At 27.9% G+C, this 12,986-nt stretch carries 18 protein-coding genes, 1 pseudogene and 1 other annotated feature (1 of these 20 only partly in view); of the genes and pseudogenes, 2 read left to right on the top strand and 17 right to left on the bottom strand.

Annotated elements, in window-relative coordinates; all coding sequences use genetic code 11:
- Positions 1–47 (bottom strand) — a sequence feature (ribosomal protein L21 leader region) (it extends 27 nt beyond the left edge of the window).
- 35 nt (positions 48–82) lie between these two features.
- From mreD to SH09_RS04815, 4 genes are all read right to left on the bottom strand, one after another.
- Positions 83–601, bottom strand: a complete 519-nt coding sequence (gene mreD, locus SH09_RS04825) for a rod shape-determining protein MreD (RefSeq protein ID WP_042738493.1) — start codon at positions 599–601, stop codon at positions 83–85.
- Complete coding sequence (gene mreC / locus SH09_RS04820; RefSeq protein ID WP_042738492.1) at positions 601–1,443, bottom strand: rod shape-determining protein MreC; 843 nt, start codon at positions 1,441–1,443, stop codon at positions 601–603. The genes mreD and mreC overlap by 1 nt, the downstream gene beginning before the upstream one ends.
- A 281-nt stretch (positions 1,444–1,724) precedes the next feature.
- On the bottom strand, positions 1,725–1,877 hold the full coding sequence (locus SH09_RS16330) for a hypothetical protein (protein ID WP_107527229.1): 153 nt from the start codon (positions 1,875–1,877) through the stop codon (positions 1,725–1,727).
- A 69-nt stretch (positions 1,878–1,946) separates the two neighbouring features.
- The gene (locus SH09_RS04815) at positions 1,947–2,408 is read right to left on the bottom strand and encodes a DUF4930 family protein (protein WP_042738491.1); all 462 of its coding nucleotides are present in this window, start codon (positions 2,406–2,408) and stop codon (positions 1,947–1,949) included.
- Positions 2,409–2,558: 150 nt separating this feature from the next.
- On the opposite strand from SH09_RS04815, the gene SH09_RS16855 reads away from it, so the two are divergent.
- The gene (locus SH09_RS16855; RefSeq protein WP_082039180.1) at positions 2,559–2,738 is read left to right on the top strand and encodes a hypothetical protein; all 180 of its coding nucleotides are present in this window, start codon (positions 2,559–2,561) and stop codon (positions 2,736–2,738) included.
- 206 nt (positions 2,739–2,944) lie between these two features.
- On the opposite strand, the gene SH09_RS04810 is transcribed toward SH09_RS16855, so the two are convergent.
- The 7 genes and pseudogenes from SH09_RS04810 to SH09_RS04780 all read right to left on the bottom strand — a co-directional run bounded on the left by SH09_RS04810 (position 2,945) and on the right by SH09_RS04780 (position 8,504).
- Positions 2,945–3,226 carry a hypothetical protein gene (locus tag SH09_RS04810; protein ID WP_042738490.1) on the bottom strand — a complete coding sequence of 94 codons (282 nt, stop codon included), beginning with the start codon at positions 3,224–3,226 and terminating at the stop codon, positions 2,945–2,947.
- A gap of 204 nt (positions 3,227–3,430) precedes the next feature.
- Entirely contained in the window at positions 3,431–4,108 is a 678-nt protein-coding gene (gene radC, locus SH09_RS04805) for a RadC family protein (protein WP_042738489.1), read from the bottom strand.
- An 828-nt stretch (positions 4,109–4,936) separates the two neighbouring features.
- A complete protein-coding gene (locus SH09_RS16560) occupies positions 4,937–5,101 on the bottom strand; it encodes a hypothetical protein (protein WP_158001721.1) in 165 nt (54 codons plus the stop codon).
- A 602-nt stretch (positions 5,102–5,703) separates the two neighbouring features.
- Positions 5,704–5,952 carry a hypothetical protein gene (locus SH09_RS04795; RefSeq protein WP_042738487.1) on the bottom strand — a complete coding sequence of 83 codons (249 nt, stop codon included), beginning with the start codon at positions 5,950–5,952 and terminating at the stop codon, positions 5,704–5,706.
- Positions 5,953–7,133: 1,181 nt separating this feature from the next.
- Positions 7,134–7,361: pseudogene (gene elxI1 / locus SH09_RS04790) on the bottom strand (epilancin biosynthesis-related protein ElxI1); the annotation flags it as partial.
- A gap of 5 nt (positions 7,362–7,366) precedes the next feature.
- Complete coding sequence (locus SH09_RS04785) at positions 7,367–7,588, bottom strand: VraH family peptide resistance protein (protein WP_042738486.1); 222 nt, start codon at positions 7,586–7,588, stop codon at positions 7,367–7,369.
- Between the two features lie 406 nt (positions 7,589–7,994).
- Complete coding sequence (locus tag SH09_RS04780; protein ID WP_042738485.1) at positions 7,995–8,504, bottom strand: MepB family protein; 510 nt, start codon at positions 8,502–8,504, stop codon at positions 7,995–7,997.
- A gap of 314 nt (positions 8,505–8,818) precedes the next feature.
- Here SH09_RS04780 and SH09_RS04775 point away from each other — a divergent pair, with 314 nt between their 5' ends.
- Positions 8,819–9,298: a GNAT family N-acetyltransferase gene (locus tag SH09_RS04775; protein WP_042738484.1), complete on the top strand. Its 480-nt coding sequence runs from the start codon at positions 8,819–8,821 to the stop codon at positions 9,296–9,298.
- A 40-nt stretch (positions 9,299–9,338) separates the two neighbouring features.
- On the opposite strand, the gene SH09_RS17425 is transcribed toward SH09_RS04775, so the two are convergent.
- From SH09_RS17425 to SH09_RS04755, 6 genes are all read right to left on the bottom strand, one after another.
- Positions 9,339–10,037 (bottom strand): prepilin peptidase, encoded by a 699-nt coding sequence (locus SH09_RS17425; RefSeq protein WP_158001720.1) that lies wholly within the window; start codon positions 10,035–10,037, stop codon positions 9,339–9,341.
- A 123-nt stretch (positions 10,038–10,160) separates the two neighbouring features.
- Positions 10,161–10,517: an MmcQ/YjbR family DNA-binding protein gene (locus SH09_RS04770; RefSeq protein WP_042738483.1), complete on the bottom strand. Its 357-nt coding sequence runs from the start codon at positions 10,515–10,517 to the stop codon at positions 10,161–10,163.
- 29 nt (positions 10,518–10,546) lie between these two features.
- Positions 10,547–11,032, bottom strand: a complete 486-nt coding sequence (locus SH09_RS04765) for a DinB family protein (protein WP_042738482.1) — start codon at positions 11,030–11,032, stop codon at positions 10,547–10,549.
- 87 nt (positions 11,033–11,119) lie between these two features.
- Positions 11,120–11,530, bottom strand: a complete 411-nt coding sequence (locus SH09_RS04760; protein ID WP_042738481.1) for a GNAT family N-acetyltransferase — start codon at positions 11,528–11,530, stop codon at positions 11,120–11,122.
- Between the two features lie 14 nt (positions 11,531–11,544).
- Positions 11,545–11,685: a hypothetical protein gene (locus tag SH09_RS16550; RefSeq protein ID WP_158001719.1), complete on the bottom strand. Its 141-nt coding sequence runs from the start codon at positions 11,683–11,685 to the stop codon at positions 11,545–11,547.
- A 769-nt stretch (positions 11,686–12,454) separates the two neighbouring features.
- The gene (locus tag SH09_RS04755; RefSeq protein ID WP_042738480.1) at positions 12,455–12,961 is read right to left on the bottom strand and encodes a GNAT family N-acetyltransferase; all 507 of its coding nucleotides are present in this window, start codon (positions 12,959–12,961) and stop codon (positions 12,455–12,457) included.
- Positions 12,962–12,986: the final 25 nt, after the last annotated feature.

Raw genomic sequence — 12,986 nt, 5'->3', positions numbered from 1 at the left:
GTGACAATCTTGTACTTGAACCTGAATCTGAGCGGTTGTATGTAGCTATAAACTACTCAACTACTGCATTTTAGCATCACAACTATTTACTGTCAATCTTGATTTGAACTTTTCTCAAAAATTTTGTAATTAATGGAAATACAATTAATAATAATAAAAAGTTTAATAATAATGTTGGTAAAATTCTAAATAATACAAAATCCACTAAATTAAAATGTATCAATCCTAAAGTTGCATATATGATAGCGACATAAATTTCTAGCACTAGTATTGAAGCCCAAGTAGCTATAAATAACATGACTTTGTCTCGATAAAATGATCTAAAGAAAAAATCCATCAACACAACGAGTAATATATAACCAAATAAATACAAGCCATAGAAACTTCCAAAATAAATATCCGTAATCAAACCGAGTACAGCACCTAATATCATAGCAACATTAAAACTTCTGTATACACAGATGATTAATATATACATCAATGTAAGATGTGGAACAAAAATAATATCCTTTTGTCCAATTTGCATCGGAATTACTAATCCGATTACAGTATCGATGTAAAATAGCACAATACCAATTAGAAAGTAATACAGTGAACGCATTAATTACCACCGCTTTCATTATCTGGTATTGTGGAAGGATTTCTCTTAGCAACGTATACATGATTTAAATCAGTCAAATTTGCTGCAGTTTTCACTTTGACCTCTTTAGATAAACCATATTCGTCTTTTTGAACTTTTTCCACTTCACCTATGTAAATACCGCTAGGAAGCTGATCAGCTAATCCACTTGTAACTACTTTATCTCCTTTTTTAACACTATCTTTATTATCGATATCCGTAATCACAAGTTCGTCTGTTTTTTCATCATAATTGTCTATGAGTCCAAATACATTTTTACCTTTATGTTGGATATTAACAGACAATCGGTTAGATCGTGTGTTCGTGGATATCAAATCAACCTGAGATGAAAATTGATTTACTTTAGAGATGCGCCCTACTAAACCTTCAGAAGTTAATACAGCCATGTTCTTTTCTATTCCATCTTTCGAACCTTGATTGATAACTAAGGTATTCATCCATTGATCTGGATTCCTAGATAAAACGGTGCTTGAAATAGGATCAAATTTAGAAATATCATCAATATCTAATTCCTTTTTGTATTTCTTATTCTCCCCTTCAAGCCTTTCGTTCTCCGCTTCCAATTTCTTAATTTTACTACTTTGCTCCTCGGAACTATTGCCAGAGAACAAATTCCCAATAGATCCTGTTACAAATTGAACAGGATAACTTACTACTCTTTGCCCAAATGAGACCGAATCACCTACATATTGTTCTACAGGTGATTGCGATTGAGAGCGCAAAGATACGCCAATCAAGGCTATAAACACTATGATTGCACATAAAATAACAATCGCTTTGTTATTTTTAAAGAACTTTGACAACCTAAACACCTCTATTAACCTACTATTTTATGTTCTGATATCATTTTATATTACAAATAGCCTGAAATAAAGCGCGAACCCTAATATTGTAGAATAAAAATTTATTCCAGTTTCTATTAAACAATAAATAACATTTCAAACAACAATATCTATTAAATAGTGCCCTGAAATATTCAATATAAAACATGACTAAATTCAATAGACTTGTAATAAGACTACTTTTAATTTTAAGCATAAAAAATACGCCTCTAACCATAGAGACGTATCAATTTATTTTGAAATTATGCTTTATCATCAGAATCTTCAGTTTCAGCTGATGCTTTTTCTTCTTTTTCATCTTCTTTATACAGTGTTTCCTCTTTACGCCAACGTGCAAACAAGTTTTGTGCTTTCGCTTGTTCGTCTGCTTTCTTTTCTTTAGATTGTTCACTCATAATTTATACACCAACCTTTAACTATTTTCATAATAAGGCTAACGCATTTCATGACAGAATTCAAACGTGTTACTCGAAACTTGACGGTGGACGTAACTCAATATGTTGTCCAAGTTTATTTAAATCTTGTTGCATCTCGATTTCTGTTTTATAAACTCTTATACTATCAGAGCCAAATTTATAAATAATAAATTGGTCACCACGTTGACCAGCTAAATATTTATCATTATATCCCATTCTGCCAATACCAGATACAGACATAAATTCCTTTTTATTAATCCAATTAAACATATTTTTAGTTTGACTAAGCGGCACGTTATTTAATAAATCATTCTCCTCTAACGTATACCTTTGCCCACCATTTAATTGACCTTCAGGTGGTGCATTTTCACTCATAGGAGGTCTATTATTATGGACAGGATTCCATTCTTGATCCTTTAAAAAAGGGGCATATTTCAATGCGAAAAACACAATTATAATTATTGCAATGACAGCTATAATATTTTTTATCAGACTAAATATAAACCGCATGAACCATCCTCCTACTTCAACACTTACATTATAAATCCATCTAACACCTTTAAACATCAGTCTATAGGTGTATTTAAAACTTTACTATAGACCGATGCAACACGCATATATTATGTAGTACAATAAGTTACAAAGGGAGTGAATATATCTATGAGTCTTATTTCAATTATTTTATTAGCGCTCTTAGTAATTCTACTATTTAGAGTTGGATTATCCTTACTAAGATTTATCATATATGTCGGTATCATCATCTTATGTATATACTTAGGCTATCAAGGTATCCTTTGGTTGATGGATAACTTTAATATGTATTTTAATTTCATAAAATAAAATTTTAGCGCTTAGTTTGACAATGGTCAATTAAGCGCTATTTTTCTTTGAAATTGTTGTTATGTGTTTAGTGAAAAAGAAATACTAACAAAATTAGTCTTAATATCATCTTGAACTTCATGCTAAACACTGAAACATGTGTGCTACTAATGCCATTACTATAGATATACTGTTTACAAAAGGTTTATATACAGCTATATTTAACACTATTTATTAATACTATTTGACAATATTTGATATGCTGCATAACTCCCACATAAGAGTAATGCCCATACAATGGCAACTATAATAGAACTACCGAGTGCCAACCATATATTAACACCAGATTGTTGTATAATCTGATATATCAATGTAACGATTAAATTACCTATGACAGCTAATATAATAGCTACACTCGTCTTTTTCCAAGTAATTTGTTGCTTATTTTTAGTTAATTGCATTACATAAATCATCGGTAACAATAAACCTATGATTAAAATTATCCCCATATTTGCAATCCTCCTCACAATTCAATTTAAGTATACCTTAATCTTTAATAACGAGAAAGATTTATCATATATACGTACATTTGAATAACAGTAAATAAAATTACATATGAAACAACCTCTTAATAAAACTTCAAATCACAAGCGAGGAACGATTAAAATTGTACAATACGCATCAAAAATAAAAATACTCAAATTAAAAATCAATTACTCAAAGTAACCCGCTTCCACCATACTTAAATAACAATGATCACCAATAATTAAATGGTCTAATACATCGATACCAATAATATCACCACACTCACGCAAACGCTCAGTCGTAATTAAGTCCTCACGAGATGGTGTGACATCCCCCGAAGGATGGTTATGCAATAATATGATTGCATTAGCGGCAATCTTAACTGCCTCAGAAAATACTTCCCGCGGATGAACTATTGATGAATTTAAGGTACCAATAAAAATCACCTGTTGCTTAAATACGATATTTTTAGAATCTAGAAACAGTACTACAAATTGCTCTTGCTTTAAATGTTCCATTTTCGCCATCATATAATTTGCAACATCCTTAGGTGAATTAATTTGAATCTTCTCTTCCACACTACCCGAATGCATACGTTCTCCCAATTCGAACGCCGCTTTTAATATCAGCGATTTATAAATACCCATTCCTTTGACTTTCTTCAAATCATTTATAGATAATGACTTTAATTCCTTTAAATTACTGACCGATTTCAATAATTCATTGGCAATATCAAGACTAGACGCACCCTTTCTTCCTGTATTAATCAATATGGCCAGTAACTCTGCATGAGATAAGTAAGCAGCCCCCGCACTTAACATGCGTTCTCTAGGCTTTTGTGTAGTAGCTAATTCATTAAGTTTCAAATAATTAGACCTCCATTAGGAAAAATAGATGATATATAGAAGTGATGTGTAAACAAACTAGATATTATAAAAAGCTTAAATTTGATTATAGATGTACGATCTTTCTATGAGGAATATTATAAATTTGAAGAAATTAAAGGAGATGAAAATCAAATGCCTAACAGCGCGCGATTATAAAATAAATACATTGTGAAATTTTATTGCTGTATAAACTAATTATAACAAGTGCACAACAAATTTAAGAGAGAAATATCACTTTTAAACTTTTAACACAGTGGTAAAAGTGATTATTTTAAATTCAGATAACTATTAATTTAAAATTTCATGCATTAAAAATATGAATAACGCTATTCTATTTATGCAAAACATTGATTTAAAATTATATACTATATGTTTATAGAATCTATACTATAATGGTTAATATAAAAGCGTTTTAAAAAACAAACACCTAGGAGGTTAAACGGATGATATTAATTAGTGTATGTTTAATAGGTCAAAAAATATTGTTAAGCTAAAAAATAGCTGCATAAATAAACACTGCTGCAAAACGCATAATAGAAACCAATTCTTCATATTCTAAATCATTTAAACATATATATTCACGATCCAATAATCGTACTCCTCAGATTCAATTATTCTTAAACATTGTTTATGTTTTTATATTATCGCATAACAAAAAAGACTTAATCGTCGTGATTAAGCCTTTCAAAATTTGTTATTACATCAAATATTTCATTAACTCAGTTTAAAATAATTTTATTAAATCAATACAGTTCACAAAAGTTAAAAATAGTCCTACTCTTATTTAACTTAAAAACAGTCCTACTCTTATTTAACGTTTCTCAACTTTCTTTTTTTATCCATATCAACAGTTGTTCCTATTAAAGATCCAACCACAACTGAAATTGCAATACCAGTAATTAATCCGTGTGAGTAACAAAAACCTAACAATAAAATCAACATATATGGGATCCAACTAATATACTTTACCATCTAACCCCTCCCTTATGCATAAGTAAAGTTATTTTGATTTCTTTGATTGCAATTTATAGTAACTAAGTACACCACATATTAATATAAATAAAAATATCTTCATTTGATTCATTCCTTAAAATCATTTATGATTATTTGCTTTAATTGAAAAATATTATCTAAAAAACCAAATACATCACAACATAAAACAATATGTATCAATGTATCAGCGCATTTATAATTATAAAAACACTGACGATGAGCATCATTATCTGTATAGAAATAATGACGAAGTGGTCTTGATAATTATTCGTAACTTTTCCGTGTTCCACTTTAGGTAACAAACATAATATGTAAACTATGATTGCGATGATTATACAAAATATTGCTGCTATTTGTTTTGGTAGCATGTATGAAATACTACTATCACTCTTCTTTTGCATAACGATATCATTTGGCAAAAAGAAGAGCATAAATATCCAAATAAGCGCATGCGTTAATACAATCATTGATGCAACTTTTTCTTCTAATAATCTGTATTTTAAATTGATGCTAATTCTCCTGTCATTTAAGAAACTTTAAACTACATATGTACCAAATATAAGTATTACTATCCTATATAATTAATTCTTGTTACTTGGATAATTGTATCCAAATGCAAAGGATAAGATAATTAAAATAAGCCCTAAAATAATTAGACCATTTAATTCCTTATTCACAAAAATATTAATTAAACCTAAATCTCCTAAGTTGTTCCATATCCTATTATGATCTATATCAACACCGATATAATTTAAAATTAGTACTACTAGAATCACACAAAGTAGCACTGTTAACCCCACTTTAAGTCCACTTAATACACGTTTATTCAAGATTAAAACCCCTTGTAGAATACCTCATTGATGAAATTAAATTCAAATCAATATGAATTAAGCAAATTAACTTCCTACAATATAAAAAGCAAAGATATTATGATTCTTCATATTCATATAAGGAAGTAAGTCTTTCACTTGGTCTTATTTTTATAATTTTCAGACATTTCACTTCGAAAAGCCATTTCCAATTCCAAATCAATATGTATATTCTATTTTATATTACTTAAGAGTGAATAATTAATTTCTTTTGTTTGGAAAGTCAGAAAATGTGCTATTTTGTCGGCTTTTAGCCTTTTTAATTATAATTGGATAAAATATGATTAAAAGTACAATTAATATTTTGGGTGACATACAAATACCTCCTGTATTTTCGTAAACAAATGCAATATGTTAATAACCTAACTTAATTATATAATAAATATATGTCATTTCCAATTAATTTTTAAAAGTTATAAATAGACTCTTTATTTATTCATAACATTTTTAAGTGCGACAATTAATATTTTTTAATGCTCACAAATTATTTTAATAATCGTAACCCACTATTCACTCCCATTTTTAATGAAAGTGATGCTATTTCAGTATCATCTATAGTTTCATTGTTCTCAAGCCAATTATAAATCATACCCAAATTTCCAGAAACAACATATTCAACGATAAATTCTAAATGTTCATGTTTCCCTGCTCCAAGGTAGGAGCTTTTATCTAATACCTGATTAATTTATCTTGGACACGGACATACACAAGGATTAGAACATTTAATGCGAATGCAAAAAATTAATGATCTGATTATTAGCAGTCTTGAATAATTAAAAAAATAGGTTATTAGTATCAAAATATATTTATGACATACTGTTCGTGAAAATAAGTATAAACACTGAAATAGGCAATTACTAAGATTTATTAATCTAGTAGTTGCCTATCTTTATAATATCCTTGTTTATTGTTAAACATTACCAAACTATGATTTATGTCAAAATACATAATTAATTTTACATGTGATTTCATTGTTTTTTAGCTACTCAATTAATAACCCTAAATTTTTATTCGGGTTTCGCTTTTTGTGCATGTCTTGCTGCTTTTACTGCCTCTGGTGTTGTTCGATTTTCTTTAGCTTCTTGTTTTGTTTTTTCATCTCCACAGATTACATGATCTAGTTTATTTTTGAGTGCTTCATAACTATTATCATTTTTCTCTTTTTGCTTATCTTTTATCATTTCAGAAGGAATAGCAAATATAAACATTAAGATAAATAGAATTAGTGCTAAATATGGTATATTCTCTAAGAAATACCATCGTAAATGCCAATCAAACATCAAATTTGCCCAATGAATCGCATATTTAGAAAAGAGTAAAGCCATACAAAGCCACGCCATTCCATCCAATAGTTTAGTTAATTGAGTCAATTTTTTCAGTCCTTTTTATCTTTTTGTTGATTCATTGTTTCAATCTCATCAGTAATATCGTTTTCATCATCTAAAAATAGCAATAAATAAACAATAATACCAATTGGTACACCCAAAATTGGTGTCAGAAAAGTACAAGCCAATACAATAAATAGCAATAGAAAAATTAAATCTGTTATATCCCATTTCTTATTTAACAATTTTTCTTTAATATCAATTATGGTCATATATATCACCTATTCTTTTAATAAAAATATGTATGATTTTACAAATAATTTTATTAAGTAAAAGTGTTATCTCAATTAAAAAAATTTGCACTTATCACAAAATATAATATTTAATCTGTTAATCAGTTTCACAATTTAATTATAAAATAGATTAATAAGTTTTCCAATATAATAAGACATAAAAAAGCTGTAAGCCTGAGTAACTTACAGCTTTTAAACATAAATTTTTTCATTAATCATAAAACGGTATGGATAAAATTATGAATGCAGATATGTTTATAAATAGAATGTCTGAGAATTAACGCAAGTAAGTTTCCCATACTTACTTACATTATTTATTTTATATTAAATATCAGAAAATTTAAATAATAGTTTTTTCAGAATATAAGTAATATTACAAAATGGCTTAACTTTCCTTGCTACCGAAGTATAAATAATTCACTTTACCTTTATCTATGCTATGTGTTAAGTCAATAAAATATGGAGATTGCCATTTTTGTGTTTTAGTTGCTGAAGTATTTAAATTTTCTTCCCATGAAGGATAAACTCGAAATGCCATTTTACCTTTGGCTTTATTGGTACACAACACATTGTGTTTTTCCAATGCTGCTTTCGGAAATACAAATTGGCCTTTATACTGCTCATCTAATATATTTACGATTAGCAAGTCTTTAAATTCCTCATAATGATATGGCACATTAATATTTTCTTGCGCTTTTTTCCATAAAGCTAGAAAATAGCCCCTCTTTTTAGGTGTTTTCTTTGCTAAGCGACTTTTGATAGATATTTTATTTATAGATAAATTTATTGCTTCATATTCTTTATTCCAATATTCTTCATGTATTTCCTGTACATTGAATGATGAAATAGCTCTGTCGATTTCTTTAAATAGTACAATGCTATTTAGTTCACTCACGATAACACCTCATTTCATTATTTATTAACATATACTCATTTTACTTTATCATTCATTTTACTTCACACAAGTACTTTATTCGCTTTCAAAATTTATAATTTATTCTCCAACATTAAAATATTGAAATAGTCCATTGTATTTATATGCATTTATAGTTATAATTAATATATTTTAAAAATCATGTTCATCATAGACAACTGATGCTTTAGTGTTTGTATTATCTGAATTTTCCCTCTATTTATAAAGTATACAATTTATTCTCCAACATTATTAGCTTGAATACCATTTTTCATTTTACTTAAGGAGCGATTTTTATGCAGTTAATCAAATATAACAATAACTATTTATCTATTATTCGAAACTTTCAATTACAACAAGATCATATTCACTTCCCAAAGTCACCTTTATATCATATAGAGAAGGCAAAAACGAATAACAATCTGCACTGTATCATGGCTTTCAATCAAAATAAACAACTTGTTTCATTCTTTGTTTTACAATATGAAAGTGAATATGCTCAACACTTTACTACTGAAAATCATTCAACGATTTTTTTTAGAGCATTTTCCACTGACAAGCGCTATTTAAGACAAGGGTATGCAAAATCATGCTTAAAGTCTTTAAATATGTATATAAAAAGGAATTATCCAAATATGCATCATATTGCATTGGTTGTGAATGAATGTAACGATGTTTCCTATAAACTTTATAAATCATTAGGATTTAAAGATACAGGTGTAGTAATTACTAAGCACAGAGTTAAGCAAAGACTTTTGCAAAAATGTCTGGATTAAACCATTAAAATCAATCGCACAATTAAACAATATTTGAGTATTAAAATATAGAGGAAATCTTGAAAAATGAAGGAACTAAGTTAGCAGTAATAAAACCAAGTAAAATATAAGGAATCAAGGGCACTTTATAAATCTTACGTCGTTGAAGCATCATCAATATCAACGTTAGCATACCTGCTATTATAAAAGTTAACTGTAATGTTAGAAAAAACACTTGAAATGGCAGTATAAATGATAGCAGAGAAAATATTAAGATGTCTCCATACCCTATTGCTTTTTTAAAAATAAAGAATAAACAATGTAAAATAATAGATATAATCAAAAAGTTTATGAAATGCCCTTCACAAAGAAAAATGGCACAAATGATATATATTACAACTACATGTAATGGTATAGCGTAATTGTCGTAATCACAAATCGACAAAACTAATAGAAAAATGAAATTTAATAAATAAGTAGTTAAAGTGATTGGCAAATGAGAGGAAGTAAGTAGAATGCATGGCGACAGAGAGAGTAACTCTCCTATGATATATGTTAAACTCAATCGATGTTTGCAGCACCGCGACTTACCTCTTAATAAAATATAACTTATTATCGGAATTAAACAGTAAAAGTCTAATACTTTATTACAATAATCGCAACGGGATCTTGATTTGAAATATTTAAATGACAGCGAGTCTATATGGCACAGTTGATATAAAAAACTAAATAATATTGGACAAAGTATGAATTGATACAACAAGCTATTCCCCCCTACTTTGAATATAGCATGTTGTCCTTCTTGGGTTAAGAAAATTCTCAGTTATTGAATATATCATCAAAACATATAGAAATATTTAATATTTTTATAATTACTCAACCATTAACAAGTTAAATCGAAACTATCGTCAATCCAATTAGCAATTTCATCTATTGAAGCTATTTCACTTAAGTTAATTGATACCCAATTTGACTTATCCATGTGATAGGCTTTATAAACTCCTTTTTTGCGTCTCAGTGAACCAATAAATGCTTGCTCAACTTTTATATTTAATATATCTATCTTATTATCCACACTTAATCCGATTTTATCCGCTGTAACATCCATAATTAATACAAACCATTTATTATTACTATTATGTCTACACACTGCATAATTTTTATATCTGTTCCATGGATAATCAGGATCGATTTGATATTTAGTTGCAATATAATCTAAAACTTCTATTCTCTTAACCATAATAAACCTTCTTTCTTTACTAGTTAACCCTATCTAATATTTAGAATATCCGTACTTTCCACTTCATATCCTAACAAACGTAACATGGACACAATTTGTCCTTTATGATGAAACTCATGTGTTACTGAATGTACAAATAATTGATATGCCGAATTTTCATGGTATGTGTCATCTTGTTTCCAAGGTACTTGTTTCATAACTATTTCTGATAAGTCGTGATGACTAAAATTTAATATTTGATCTACATAAGTATCAGCTTGCTCAAAATAACTGAGAATATCATCAAAATTCAAATCATTAATTTGCTGCAATGAAAATAATGGCGTATCTGTGTTTCGAAGGATAAAAGAACCTAACCATGCATGATAACAACCTGCTATATGAACTAATGTGTGTTTAATGCTTTTTAATCCAATATTAAATTCCTTATTTAACTCATCAACAGTCAATTGAGAACATTGATTTAATATTATATCTCGAGTTATTTTTACCCATGCATAAACTTGTTCATTCATCATTTAACCTCCAAATTGTTTAAATGTAACTATAAAAATTAAAGACCTTCAATAAGTGTGTTATTGATGGTCTGACTTATGAAATATTTAAATTGTATTTAATTTCATGAAACCCAAACAATTATTCTGCGACACTTCAAATAATCCTGATTTTTCATAAAATTTTCTTTTGGTTTGTTCATTATCCGTTAATAATACAATTTGTCTTATATGTTGAAAGCTATTCAATACCTGATTCAATAACTCACTACCAATACCATGGCGTTGATATGCAGGTAACACAATTAAATCTTGGATATATACAATTGAAATGTCATCTGTAATCACACGTACCAATCCTATTAATTGTTCATTATCTTTAACTGTTATAAAGAAACTTGATTGATTCAGTAATGTTGTTAATGTAAATTCATCTGTTAAATAATTAAACCAACCTACAGAATGATATAATTCCTTTAATTCTTTTTCGGTCGGAACTTTATTTTGTTCATAATACATTAAATCACCCTAACCTATGTTTCTTTGGTAAATTTTTTACTGATCATTGCGCCTAAAACTATCCCTATTATCGTTCCAATGGGGAACCCAAGAAATAGTGTCATTCCTAAAGCTAATACAACCATCCATGTAATCGAACCTATAACTTTCTTCATCTTCAAAACTCCTATTATTGTAATCTCTAATGTTAGATGTCATTGTAATTGCTATCAATTCGTAAATATCAACTTGAGTTAACGATTAACCAAGTCATAACTTTCACTAGAAAATATATGTAGAAAACAGCAAAAATAATAGTAATTAAAAAGTGTAGAATAGTTTTCAATACTTTAATTAAAATTGTCAAAATAAAGGCTATTATGATTATTGATGTTACGCTCATTATTTCACTCCCTAGCGCACTATTCTCTGTTGTTTTAATTATTTTAGTTATTATTACTTATCATTTTCTGCCTTTAAAATAATTAATGCTTATTTAAGCTACTATTTGCTATCAATCGAAAGTATCATAAATCATACTAGAGTTGAATATTGTTTTAACTTTTATAAATTAATGAAGAATGATATTAACTAGCTACTGAATAGTCCATAGCATATCTAAAATATACATCATTTAATGATTTAAATATTTAATAATAATGATATTTACAATCAGTATAATTATCGTAATTATTAAACATAATACAGGAAATAAGTTTGCCCAACTATAGCTATTCAAGCTAATACCTTCTTTTCTTTATGTCGTTGAACATCATCAACAACTTTTTTATTGATAATTTATAATATTACTAAAGTTTAATAACCAAGCATTCTATAATACTATTCATTCTATTACAGTTATTTTAATAACTTTATATTAATATTGTATATCATTATTAAATATATCGCTACAAACTTTATGGATTTTGTTATAAAATGCTATATTCATCTATCTCTAAAATAAAAAATATCATCTTTGGCTATATAACCATCATATTTTTTATCATTGATAAATCCTAATTTTTCAGCTAATTTTATTGATTTATGATTGTGTTTATCTGTTCTAATGAGCATTGTTAAATCTTTTGAAACTATACTATATATCCATTCAATAATTGATTGCATTGCTTCATAAGCATATCCGTAACCCGTTGATTCGGGATGTAGTCGATAATATAAATTGAGTACTTTACTTTGATCTAAATGGATATTTTTAATACCTCCACTACCAATCAATTCATTTGAAGCTTTATCTAAAAATAAAAAGTAGCCGTATCCAAAATTGTTCCAATCTGCTAACCAGTACTCTATCATTAACTTAGTATCATTAATTGTATTATGTTTACCGGCTGGAGTATATAATGTACTGGAAATATTGGAATGGATTTCAAATAGTTCTTGCGTATACTGAAATGATGGTTTTACAATGAGTAATCTATCAGTTTCTAACATTTTAACACCTCTTACTTGTTGCTTA

The sequence above is a fragment of the Staphylococcus gallinarum genome, from assembly GCF_000875895.1.
GTDB lineage: Bacteria > Bacillota > Bacilli > Staphylococcales > Staphylococcaceae > Staphylococcus > Staphylococcus gallinarum.
This window is presented reverse-complemented; position numbering and strand designations above follow the sequence as displayed.

What these genes read in the sequence shown, in the direction of transcription:
- SH09_RS04815 (WP_042738491.1), bottom strand. Translation starts at nt 2,408, where the DNA reads ATGCGGTTTATATTTAGTCTGATAAAAAATATTATAGCTGTCATTGCA.
- SH09_RS04810 (WP_042738490.1), bottom strand. Translation starts at nt 3,226, where the DNA reads ATGGGGATAATTTTAATCATAGGTTTATTGTTACCGATGATTTATGTA.
- SH09_RS16550 (WP_158001719.1), bottom strand. Translation starts at nt 11,685, where the DNA reads ATGAAGAAAGTTATAGGTTCGATTACATGGATGGTTGTATTAGCTTTA.
- SH09_RS04775 (WP_042738484.1), top strand. Translation starts at nt 8,819, where the DNA reads ATGCAGTTAATCAAATATAACAATAACTATTTATCTATTATTCGAAAC.
- SH09_RS04755 (WP_042738480.1), bottom strand. Translation starts at nt 12,961, where the DNA reads ATGTTAGAAACTGATAGATTACTCATTGTAAAACCATCATTTCAGTAT.
- SH09_RS04760 (WP_042738481.1), bottom strand. Translation starts at nt 11,530, where the DNA reads ATGTATTATGAACAAAATAAAGTTCCGACCGAAAAAGAATTAAAGGAA.
- SH09_RS16560 (WP_158001721.1), bottom strand. Translation starts at nt 5,101, where the DNA reads ATGGTAAAGTATATTAGTTGGATCCCATATATGTTGATTTTATTGTTA.
- SH09_RS04765 (WP_042738482.1), bottom strand. Translation starts at nt 11,032, where the DNA reads ATGAATGAACAAGTTTATGCATGGGTAAAAATAACTCGAGATATAATA.
- SH09_RS16330 (WP_107527229.1), bottom strand. Translation starts at nt 1,877, where the DNA reads ATGAGTGAACAATCTAAAGAAAAGAAAGCAGACGAACAAGCGAAAGCA.
- SH09_RS04770 (WP_042738483.1), bottom strand. Translation starts at nt 10,517, where the DNA reads ATGGTTAAGAGAATAGAAGTTTTAGATTATATTGCAACTAAATATCAA.
- SH09_RS04785 (WP_042738486.1), bottom strand. Translation starts at nt 7,588, where the DNA reads ATGACCATAATTGATATTAAAGAAAAATTGTTAAATAAGAAATGGGAT.
- mreD (WP_042738493.1), bottom strand. Translation starts at nt 601, where the DNA reads ATGCGTTCACTGTATTACTTTCTAATTGGTATTGTGCTATTTTACATC.
- SH09_RS16855 (WP_082039180.1), top strand. Translation starts at nt 2,559, where the DNA reads ATGAGTCTTATTTCAATTATTTTATTAGCGCTCTTAGTAATTCTACTA.